Genomic DNA, 9349 nt, shown 5'->3' on the forward strand with positions numbered 1-9349 from the left:
GGCGGCCCCTTGGGCCCTCCCCCTGCGGCCCCGCCGTGTCCGGGTGGGCGATACTGGGTTCGAACCAGTGACCTCTTCGGTGTGAACGAAGCGCTCTCCCACTGAGCTAATCGCCCGGACGCAGGGAGAACATTACCCCATGTCAGGGGGTACGGGTGACCGGCGCCGGCCGGCCCGCGCACCCCCTTCGCGACTCACTGGTCCTTGATCTTCCAGGGCATCACGAGGCCGAACTTCCACAGGTACACGCTGACGATCGCGATCACGATCACCAGGCCGATCGACGTCAGAATGATGTTGCGGCGCCGGACCTTGGGGTCGAGGGCACGCTGAGCCGCCTCGGTGACCTTGCGCTTGGTCCAGCGGAGCACCAGCTGGGCCCACACGAACTCGGTCGCCCAGATCGCCATGCCGCCGAAGATCACGACCCAGCCCGGTCCGGGCAGCGGCAGCATGATGATGCCGACGACCACCACCGCGAGTCCGATGATGAAGATCAAGACCTGCCAGCTCAGGTGCAGCATGCGGCGCGCCTTGATGAATTCGGGCGCCCTGGAGCCGAGCCCCTGCTCGCCCTTCGCCCCGTCGGTCTGCGTCTCGTCCGCCGCCACGGCTACCTCGGCCGGCTCGTCACTCCCCGTGTTCATACGGCCAAACCCTACCGGACGGAAACCGGTCACCGAAATGGGCGTACCGCACGAACGCACGCTCGGCCGGAAGAGTTACGTAAAGGCACGCAAAACACTCAGAGGGGTTTACAACGGCACCGTAGGTGGCATGTCGATTTCGCCGACGTGCGAATCCCCGAGCGCACACTGAGCGAAAGGCCCTGGCGCTTATGAACACCACGGTCAGCTGCGAGCTGCACCTGCGCCTCGTTGTGTCGAGCGAGTCCTCACTGCCTGTCCCCGCAGGCCTGCGGTACGACACGGCCGATCCCTACGCCGTGCACGCCACCTTCCACACCGGAGCCGAGGAGACCGTCGAGTGGGTGTTCGCCCGCGACCTTCTCGCGGAGGGCCTCCACCGGCCCACCGGCACCGGCGACGTCCGCGTCTGGCCGTCGCGCAGCCACGGTCAGGGCGTCGTCTGCATCGCCTTGAGCTCGCCGGAGGGCGAAGCCCTGCTGGAGGCCCCTGCACGGGCCCTGGAGTCCTTCCTGAAGCGAACGGATGCCGCTGTGCCTCCCGGCACGGAGCATCGCCACTTCGACCTCGATCAGGAGCTCTCGCACATCCTGGCGGAAAGCTAGGCACGAGGCTGCACAGAGCCGCCCGGCGCCGTCCACTCGGGGAGACGGCTCGGGCCCAGACAACCGCATGAGGCATGCGCCGGCGCCGTCACCGTGGATCCCCACGGGGGCGGCGTCGGCGTGCGTCGTGCGGTCGTCGGCTCCCCGGTGGGCGCGACCCATTACCATCGGCCAGCATCGGCGGGCGCCCGCCCGACCCCCAGGCCAGGGAGCGAAACGTGCTGATCACCCACGACACCCGGTGCGCCCTCGACACCGTGGTGGATCTGGTGAACACCGCCCCGGAGGACGACACGGCTCAGGACGCGCTGCCGGATGTCGCGGCCCTCGAGGATTTCGTACGAAACCACGAAATCAGCGATGTCGGAGTGCTCTCGGAGCTCGACCTCTCCGCGGTGCGCAAGATCCGAGGACGGTTCGCCGCGGTCTTCGCCGCACCGGAGGCCCGGGCCGCCGCCGCGCTGATCAACGACCTGGTCGCCGCCGCGGGCACCACTCCCCGGCTCACGGACCACGACGGCTACGACTGGCACGTGCACTACTTCGCGCCCGGCGCCTCCGTCGCCGATCACCTGGCGGCCGACTGCGGGATGGCGCTGGCCTTCTTCGTGGTGGCCGGCGAGCAGGAGCGACTGCGCCGCTGCGAGGCGCCCGACTGCCGCCGGGCCTTCGTGGACCTCTCCCGCAACCGCTCGCGGCGGTACTGCGACAGCCGTACCTGCGGCAATCGACTGCATGTGGCCGCGTACCGGGCGCGGCGCAAGGAGGCGGCGGGCTGACGGCCGCACGAGGGCTGGTGTCCTCGCGGTCCCCGGCGGGTGACGCCAGGGACCGCGGGTAGGGCTCACAGCAACAGCAGGTCGTGCAGCGCAGCCGTGAGCAACAGACACCCGATCACCGCAAGGAAGATCATCAGCGGTGGCTGGGAAAGGGCGAAGAGGCATCCGCGCGGCTCGTCCTGAGGCGGCGCGGCGTCGCTCTGTGTCGTGTCCAGCATCTCGCGGCGATGATGGCGCAGTCCGGACGGGCGGCGCGATCAACACGCCCGTAATGTGCGGGAGTTCGCCGAATTCCGTGATGTCCGGTTCGAGTCGTGATCATTTTCGGACGCGCAGAGACGTGCTGTGTCGTTTCCCTGCCTCATGCGGACGTCATATGCCGCCGGCCCGGCACGTCATATGCCGTGCTTCTTGAGGATGGCCTCGATGTCGCTGAAGTCGTCCGTGGCGGTCTCGCCGCGGGGCCGGCTCGCGGGTTTGGGCGCCGGACGGGCACCCGGGCCCAGGGAGGGCGCCGAGGCCGCCGGCGCCACCGCCTCGCTCTGGGCGGCGCCCTTGGCCGCCGCCCTGCGCTCCTTGCGGGTACCGCCTCGGCGGCGCTCCACGACGCGCGTGCCCGCGAACAGCAGCCAGGAGACGCCGAGCACCCCGAAGCCCGCCCAGGCCGTCGGGCTGAGCGCGGTGTCCGCCAGCCACTCCACCACGCCGGTCATGACCAGGCCGAGCGGGACGAGCGAGTACGCCGCGATGCGGACGGCGGAGAGGAAACGCTTGCGGTAGGCCGTGACCGCCGCGATGCCCAGACCGGCTGCGGCGACGGCGGAACAGACGGTCTCGGCAATCATCCGGTCCTCCAGGGCAGGGCGCGGTCGGGCAGGGGCACTTCGTCCCTTCCATCCTGCACCCCGGGCACCCCGCCGGGCCATGCTCCGACCGGACATCAGGGACATCTCCGGGTCGACTCCTCCGCAGGTGCCGGTCGGGTCGTACACCTCGAGGGCCGGTCGGGGTCGCCGTCGCAGGTGGCGGCCGTGCCTGGGGCCGAGGTCCGGTAAGGGCGTCCGGGTCGGGGCTGGGAGAATGGGGGCATGAGTGACTCCTCCCCCGCGCGTGCCGCCGCCCCCGTTCTCGACGTCTGGTGCGAACTCCAGTGCCCGGACTGCCACAGCGCCCTGGACGACCTCCGCGCTCTGCGCGCCCGCTACGGCGACCGGCTGGAACTGCGGCTGCGGCACTTCCCGCTGGAGAAGCACAAGCACGCCTTCGCCGCCGCACAGGCCGCCGAGGAGGCCGTGGAGCAGGGGCAGGGGTGGCCGTACGTCGAGGCGGTGCTGGCCCGGGTGGCGGAGCTGGACCGTGCGGGGGAACCCTTCCTGGTCGAGGTCGCCCGTGAACTGGGCCTGGACGCGGAGGAGTTCGACACCGCGCTGATCGACGGCCGGCACATCCTGATCGTGGACGCCGACCAGGCCGAGGGCAAGGCGATCGGCGTGACCGGCACCCCCACCTATGTCATCGACGGCGAGCGCCTCGACGGCGCCAAGAGCCAGGAAGGGCTGCGCGAGCGCATCGAGGAGATCGTGGACCGGCTGCTGGCCGAGGGTGCCTGAGTCCCGGAAGGGCTCCTTGCCTCAGAGCAGTTCCTTGTACATGTGGTGGGTGCGCGTCCGGTAGCCGAGTGACTCGTAGAGCCGCTCGGCCGGGGTGTTCCCCGCGAACACGTTCAGCCGGATACCGGGCCACCCGGCCGCGACGGCCTGCTCTTCCGCCAGCAGCATGAGCGTACGGCCGTGGCCGTGGCCCCGGTGGCGGGAGTCGGTCTCCACGTCGTAGACGAAGGCCCGCTCGTCGCGCGATCCCAGCCACAGGGTGCCGACCCGGACCCCGTCGTGCTCCAGCACGCTGAACCGCATGCCCTCGGTGGCCGGTCCGTCGGGCAGCAGGGTGACGTGGTCCTTCGCGGCTTTGGCCCGCGCCTCGGCCTCGGGCAGGCCACGGGAGATCCAGCTCTCCGCGTAGGCCTTCTTCTCGTGTTCCTGCCAGGCGGCGAACTCCGCCTCGGTCATGGCACGGCTCCGGCTCCCGGCGGGCAGTTCGGGCGGGGTGTCACCGAGGCCCTTCTCCATCAGCCGGTTGCGTGCGACGTACCCGAGGGCGGTCGCCGCCCTGAGCGCCGCCCCGGCCTCGGCCGGCACCGCCGCCTCGATCCGCTTGCAGCCCCAGCCGCGCGCCACCTCCTCCGCGGCGAGCGCGGCCACCGTGCCCCGGCCGCGTCGGCGGTCCGGCTCCTCGATGTGCAGGTGCAGGATCCGGGCCACCGTGTCGCCGAAGACGGGGGAGGTGCCGAGATGTATCTCGCCGACGGGACGGCTGTTCACGCATACCTGGTAGCGGCGTGAGCGCGTCCCGTCGGCCGTGCGCTGGAGCGGCTCGGTCGGCCGCAGGGTCGTGGTCATCAGGGGTGTTCTACCCGGCGTCGCGCCCCGGAGCAGCCGAATGTGCCGCGCTTTTTACGGATCGAGGTCGTTCCCCGACCGTTCCTCGAAGATCCGCATGGCTTTGGCGGTCACCGGGCCCGGTGCGCGGGTCGGTTCGCGGTCGTCGACCCGGTGCACGGCCTGCACGTCCCGCAGGGTGGAGGTCAGGAAGACCTCGTCGGCCCGTTCCAGGACGTCCAGCGGCAGGTCCGTCTCCTTGGCGCCCGTCCACTCGACGGCCAGGGCGCGGGTGATACCGGCGAGGCAGCCGGAGGCGAGGGGCGGGGTGTGGATCTCGCCGTCGAGGACGACGAAGACGTTCGACCCGGTGCCCTCGCAGAGCCGTCCGACGGTGTTGCCGAACAGCGCCTCGGTGGCGCCCTGTTCACGGGCGCGGGCGAGGGCGACGACGTTCTCGGCGTACGAGGTCGTCTTGAGGCCGGTCAGCGCGCCGCGCTCGTTGCGGGTCCAGGGGACCGTGATCACGGCCGTGGAGTCGGGGCGGCGGGCCGACGCGCCGAGGGCGACCACCAGGGTCGGGCCGTGCTCGCCGCGGTCGGAGCCGAGCGGGCCGTGGCCGCCGGTGTACGTGATGCGCAGCCGGCCGAGCGGCATCGGGTTGGCCTCGACGACGGCGGCGCAGGCGCGGCGGACCTCGTCGAGGTCGGGGTCGGGCAGGCCGAGGCCGCGCGCGGAGCGGGTCAGCCGGTCGAGGTGCCGGGTGAGGGCGAACGGCCTGCCGTCCACCACCTTCAGCGTCTCGAATATGCCGTCGCCCACGGTCAGCCCGTGGTCGAAGACGGAGACACGGGCGGACTCGCTGTCCTGCAGCCCACCGTCGAGCCAGATCGTCACTTCGGGATCCCTCCAGTCACCTCGTACGCTCCCGACGCTACCGCGAGCAGCCGGGACGCCTTCAGTTCGGTCTCCCGCCACTCCGCCTCGGGGTCGGACCCCCAGGTGATGCCGGCGCCGGTACCGAAGCGCAGGACGCCCTCCGCACGGTCGATCCAGAAGGTACGGATACCGACGGCCAGCTCACCGACGCCCCGGTCGGCGTCGACCCAGCCGATACCGCCGCAGTACGGGCCCCTGGGTGCTGTCTCCAGCTCCTCGATGATCCGCAGCGCGCTCGACTTGGGCGCGCCCGTGACCGAACCGGGCGGGAAGGCGGCGGCGAGCAGTTCGGGCCACCCGGCGTCCTCGCGCAGCTCGCCGCGAACGGTCGACACGAGGTGGACCAGCCCCGGGTGCTTCTCCGTCACGCACAGGTCGGGAACGGTCACACTGCCGGTCGCGCAGACACGCCCGATGTCGTTGCGGACGAGGTCCACGATCATCACGTTCTCGGCGTAGTCCTTCTCCAGGAGGTCCGCCTCGGTTCGTCCGGTGCCCTTGATCGGACCGGACTCGACGGCCCGGCCGTGGCGGCGCAGGAACAACTCCGGGGAGGCGGTGGCGATCTCCACTCCGTGGCCGGGCAGGCGGATCGTTCCTGCGTACGGCGCCGGGTTGCCGCGCGCCAGCAGGGCCGTGAGGGCGTCCACGTCGGCGTCCGCCGCGACGGGCGCGGACAGCACCCGGCAGAGGTTCGCCTGGTAGACCACGCCGGCGGCGATGTACTCCCGGATGCGCCGCACCCCGGCCGTGTACGCGGTGCGGTCGAGGGAGGACGCCCAGTCACCGGCGGCCGGCCCACGCCACTCCCCCGGCGCCGGGGCGGGCACCGGCTCCTCCCGTACGTCCGCGAAGCGGGCGCAGGTCAGGCGGCCCCCGAAGTCCGCGCAGACCGCCCAGAAACCGCTGGAGTCGAGCGCAGCGGGATCGCTGGTGACGTCGAGGAGACCGGTGGCCGCACGGTCGCCGAAGCGGGCGAGGGGAGGGAGGTCGAGCACGCAGTCGAGTCTAGGGTGGGTACCGGGCGCGTGACCTGGCCGTGTCCCCGCGGGAGCCCCGGGGCACGTCCCTGAGCAGGCGCAGCGCAGCACGCTGCGCAAACGCGTTTTTGTGCTGGCCCGGGAATCCGCTAGAGTTCAGACGTCGCCGGGACGCGGGAGCGGACCGAAACGACAGGCGGACGTAGCTCAGTTGGTAGAGCGCAACCTTGCCAAGGTTGAGGTCGCGAGTTCGAACCTCGTCGTCCGCTCGAAGGAACAGGGGTCTTCACGGTCCCCTACACTCCTGGTGGAGTGGCCGAGAGGCGAGGCAACGGCCTGCAAAGCCGTCTACACGGGTTCAAATCCCGTCTCCACCTCCAAGGACGATTAGCTCAGCGGGAGAGCGCTTCCCTGACACGGAAGAGGTCACTGGTTCAATCCCAGTATCGTCCACTGGATCTTCGAAGATCCGGACCCGCGCGATTAGCTCAGCGGGAGAGCGCTTCCCTGACACGGAAGAGGTCACTGGTTCAATCCCAGTATCGCGCACGCAGTTTCCACCGCCTCCGGGCTGTGGCCCCCGAGGACGATTAGCTCAGCGGGAGAGCGCTTCCCTGACACGGAAGAGGTCACTGGTTCAATCCCAGTATCGTCCACACACCGAAGCCCCCGGCCCTGCGGCCGGGGGCTTCTTCGTCTGCCGGTCCGCGGTCAGCTGGAGAACAGCATGCGGCCGAAGCCCTTGTTGCGGTGGTGGCCCTGGTGTCCCTGGTGTCCCTGGTGGCCGTAGTGGCCGCCCTGCGGGGCGCCCCAGGCGGGGGCGGAGTGACCGCCGGGAGCTGCCGGGTACTGCGGGGCGGCCGGGGGCGGCGGGACTGCGGGCTGGCCCCACTGGGACTCCAGGCGGGTCAGCGCCTCCAGCTCGCCGTAGTCCAGGAAGATGCCGCGGCAGCCGCTGCACTGCTCGATCTGGACGCCGTTGCGGTTGTACGTGTGCATTGGGGCATGGCACTTCGGACACTGCATCGTCGATTCAACTCCTCGCCGGTTGGTCCTGCTTGGTGTTTCGCCAGGACAGACTCTGTCCGGCTGCGGTCGGTTGCACCCTACTTCGCGAAACCCCGCGCCAACTGCGGCGGGGCGGAACCCATGCGGTCGCAGGCGTCGACGAGCGCCTGCTCCACCTCGTCCAGGGGGCGGTCCGCCGCGACGGCCTTGGCGATCGACCGGGCGGCGGTCTGCACGGTGAGCGCGCGGGCCGGGACGTCCAGCGCGGGCCAGGGATCGGCGGCCGCCGGGACGGCCGGGCCGCCCGCCGCCCGGTAGGCGGTAAGGAAGCGGGTCCACTCGTCGGGCGGGAGCAGTCCGCAGGCGTACCAGGCGGCCGGGCGGGCCAGGTCCCAGGCAGGGACGCCGACACCGAGGTCGTCGACGTCGATGAGCAGCCATGGGCCGTCGGGGGCGGGGTGCCGGACCAGTTGGCCGAGGTGGAGGTCGCCGTGGCAGAGGGTGGTGGTGTCCGGCATCGGGGTCTCGGCACGGGCCCAGGCCGGGAGGGTGGACCAGGCCCGCAGAACGGGGGTGGTGGCGGGGTGGTGGGCCGCCGCGGTGCGGAGACGGGCGATCGCGAGGGCGGCTTTGGCGGGGCCGCGCATGGGAGGCAGCGCGAGAGGGGCCGGGGTGTTGCGCGAGCCGGTGAGCGGCGGGGGTGCGGGTGTGGACGGGGCCGCGGTGGGGGTCCGGTGGAGGCGGGCCAGGAGGGTGGCGGCGTCCTCCCAGGGGGCCGCGTCCGGGTCTTCCGGGTCCACGGGGGTGCCGTAGGGCCAGAACGTCACGAGCCTGCCGTGCAGGTCGACCGGGGTCACCCCGAGTGGGGGCAGGAGGATGCCGGGGAGGTGGGCGGCGGCGGTGAGGCGGGGGGCCAGGTCGGTGCGGGTGGTGTCCGGGGCGTGCGCCTTGGCGACGGTGCCGGCGTGCCGGACGACTGTGGCGTCGGGGCGGTCGGCGAGGGTGGCGGTTGCCCCGCCGGTTGCTCCGCAGGGGCAGGCGGATGAGGCCGAGTGGGCCTTGGCCTTGGCTTGAGTGGTGAGGTCGGTAAGCATCGGGTGGTTCACGGGGCTCCTGGCGCGGGCACGCGGGTCGTTCGCGAGGGTACGCATGTCGTACGCGGCTCGTCACCCTGCGTCGGTGCGGGCGTCGGCTGGGAGCTCCGCCCCCAGACCCCGGGCCTGTGCCCACCCTGCCGCCCGTCTCGGTCGGTTGAAAAGGGACCGTTGTCCTGGGGGCTGCCGCCCCCAGACCCCCGCGGTCGCTCAGCCCGGCACGCGCATCAGCCCGTTCAGGTTCAGGGCAAGGCAATGCCGGCGCAGCTCCCCAGCTGCGCCGGCATTTTTTGCCGTCCGCCGCACCCCCGTCCCCACGGGGTTTCATGGGTGGATGTCCCCGCCCGGACCGCTCTTCCGGGCCTGGGGTCGCCGCTCAGCGCCCCAGCATCACTCCCACGGACGACGCTTGTGTGGCCACTGTCTCCCAGCCGTCGAAGACGATGAGGAGCAGTGCCGCCAGGGGAAGGGCCATGAGCGTCGCCACCAAGGGGTGGCGACGACCTGTTCGGCGCCGGCGGAGCGCGAAGCGCTCCTGGGTGCGGACCAGTGTCCGCGGTGCCGTGTAGGCCATGGTCCCTCTCCTGACCGTCTCTGTTGCGTTGGCAGCGGCGGGTGTCTGACCTCGGGGGACGAGTGCTGCACCCGCCGCTTGACCTCAAATCTAGGCGTCCGGCGGTCGTTGCACGTCATGCCCTCGTACCGATTGCCGGGCCTCCCGGAGGATGAGCCGTGACCTGCGGTGTACTCCCGTGGGTGGAGACGGGGACCTAGTACTCCAGCAGCGTTTCGCTATCTGGCCTGGTCAGAGGCATCGTCGGGAGTGTAGTGGGCTGGTGGCATGTCAGGGGCGGTCTTGCCG

At 71.4% G+C, this 9349-nt stretch carries 12 protein-coding genes and 6 tRNA genes; 8 read left to right on the top strand and 10 right to left on the bottom strand.

The window, feature by feature from the left end; all coding sequences use genetic code 11:
• Nucleotides 1-44: 44 nt before the first annotated feature.
• Nucleotides 45-116, bottom strand: a tRNA-Val gene (locus tag ACFWWR_RS47495).
• Nucleotides 117-194: 78 nt separating this feature from the next.
• Entirely contained in the window at nt 195-647 is a 453-nt protein-coding gene (locus ACFWWR_RS47500) for a TIGR02611 family protein (protein WP_383864720.1), read from the bottom strand.
• A 191-nt stretch (nt 648-838) separates the two neighbouring features.
• On the opposite strand from ACFWWR_RS47500, the gene ACFWWR_RS47505 reads away from it, so the two are divergent.
• Nucleotides 839-1252 carry an SsgA family sporulation/cell division regulator gene (locus tag ACFWWR_RS47505; RefSeq protein ID WP_004002642.1) on the top strand — a complete coding sequence of 138 codons (414 nt, stop codon included), beginning with the start codon at nt 839-841 and terminating at the stop codon, nt 1250-1252.
• A gap of 218 nt (nt 1253-1470) precedes the next feature.
• Complete coding sequence (locus tag ACFWWR_RS47510) at nt 1471-2031, top strand: CGNR zinc finger domain-containing protein (protein WP_383864724.1); 561 nt, start codon at nt 1471-1473, stop codon at nt 2029-2031.
• Between the two features lie 65 nt (nt 2032-2096).
• Here ACFWWR_RS47510 and ACFWWR_RS47515 read toward each other — a convergent pair whose 3' ends face one another.
• On the bottom strand, nt 2097-2249 hold the full coding sequence (locus ACFWWR_RS47515) for a hypothetical protein (protein ID WP_164873000.1): 153 nt from the start codon (nt 2247-2249) through the stop codon (nt 2097-2099).
• Between the two features lie 177 nt (nt 2250-2426).
• Nucleotides 2427-2876, bottom strand: coding sequence for a hypothetical protein (locus ACFWWR_RS47520; protein ID WP_383864727.1), 450 nt, complete (start codon nt 2874-2876; stop codon nt 2427-2429).
• A 243-nt stretch (nt 2877-3119) separates the two neighbouring features.
• On the opposite strand from ACFWWR_RS47520, the gene ACFWWR_RS47525 reads away from it, so the two are divergent.
• On the top strand, nt 3120-3641 hold the full coding sequence (locus ACFWWR_RS47525) for a DsbA family protein (protein ID WP_383864729.1): 522 nt from the start codon (nt 3120-3122) through the stop codon (nt 3639-3641).
• 21 nt (nt 3642-3662) lie between these two features.
• Here ACFWWR_RS47525 and ACFWWR_RS47530 read toward each other — a convergent pair whose 3' ends face one another.
• From ACFWWR_RS47530 to ACFWWR_RS47540, 3 genes are read right to left on the bottom strand one after another with little or no spacing between them, the layout of a single operon-like run.
• The gene (locus ACFWWR_RS47530; protein WP_384310598.1) at nt 3663-4487 is read right to left on the bottom strand and encodes a GNAT family N-acetyltransferase; all 825 of its coding nucleotides are present in this window, start codon (nt 4485-4487) and stop codon (nt 3663-3665) included.
• Between the two features lie 54 nt (nt 4488-4541).
• The gene (locus ACFWWR_RS47535) at nt 4542-5363 is read right to left on the bottom strand and encodes an aminotransferase class IV (protein WP_383864735.1); all 822 of its coding nucleotides are present in this window, start codon (nt 5361-5363) and stop codon (nt 4542-4544) included.
• Entirely contained in the window at nt 5360-6403 is a 1044-nt protein-coding gene (locus ACFWWR_RS47540; protein WP_383864738.1) for a chorismate-binding protein, read from the bottom strand. Before ACFWWR_RS47540 ends, ACFWWR_RS47535 begins: the two co-directional genes overlap by 4 nt.
• Nucleotides 6404-6581: 178 nt before the next feature.
• On the opposite strand from ACFWWR_RS47540, the gene ACFWWR_RS47545 reads away from it, so the two are divergent.
• The 5 genes from ACFWWR_RS47545 (at nt 6582) to ACFWWR_RS47565 (ending at nt 7041) form a co-directional block, all read left to right on the top strand.
• Nucleotides 6582-6654 (top strand) — tRNA-Gly (locus ACFWWR_RS47545).
• A 37-nt stretch (nt 6655-6691) separates the two neighbouring features.
• Nucleotides 6692-6765 (top strand) — tRNA-Cys (locus tag ACFWWR_RS47550).
• A 1-nt stretch (nt 6766) separates the two neighbouring features.
• Nucleotides 6767-6838 (top strand) — tRNA-Val (locus ACFWWR_RS47555).
• 24 nt (nt 6839-6862) lie between these two features.
• Nucleotides 6863-6934, top strand: a tRNA-Val gene (locus ACFWWR_RS47560).
• A gap of 35 nt (nt 6935-6969) precedes the next feature.
• Nucleotides 6970-7041, top strand: a tRNA-Val gene (locus ACFWWR_RS47565).
• Nucleotides 7042-7096: 55 nt separating this feature from the next.
• Here ACFWWR_RS47565 and ACFWWR_RS47570 read toward each other — a convergent pair.
• The 3 genes from ACFWWR_RS47570 to ACFWWR_RS47580 form a co-directional block, all read right to left on the bottom strand.
• Nucleotides 7097-7411, bottom strand: a complete 315-nt coding sequence (locus tag ACFWWR_RS47570) for a zf-TFIIB domain-containing protein (RefSeq protein WP_384310599.1) — start codon at nt 7409-7411, stop codon at nt 7097-7099.
• A gap of 80 nt (nt 7412-7491) precedes the next feature.
• Entirely contained in the window at nt 7492-8544 is a 1053-nt protein-coding gene (locus ACFWWR_RS47575; protein WP_384310601.1) for a phosphotransferase, read from the bottom strand.
• Between the two features lie 319 nt (nt 8545-8863).
• Nucleotides 8864-9061 carry a hypothetical protein gene (locus tag ACFWWR_RS47580; protein ID WP_383864747.1) on the bottom strand — a complete coding sequence of 66 codons (198 nt, stop codon included), beginning with the start codon at nt 9059-9061 and terminating at the stop codon, nt 8864-8866.
• Between the last annotated feature and the right edge of the window lie 288 nt (nt 9062-9349).

The organism is Streptomyces sp. NPDC058678 (genome assembly GCF_042714835.1).
Taxonomy (GTDB): domain Bacteria; phylum Actinomycetota; class Actinomycetes; order Streptomycetales; family Streptomycetaceae; genus Streptomyces.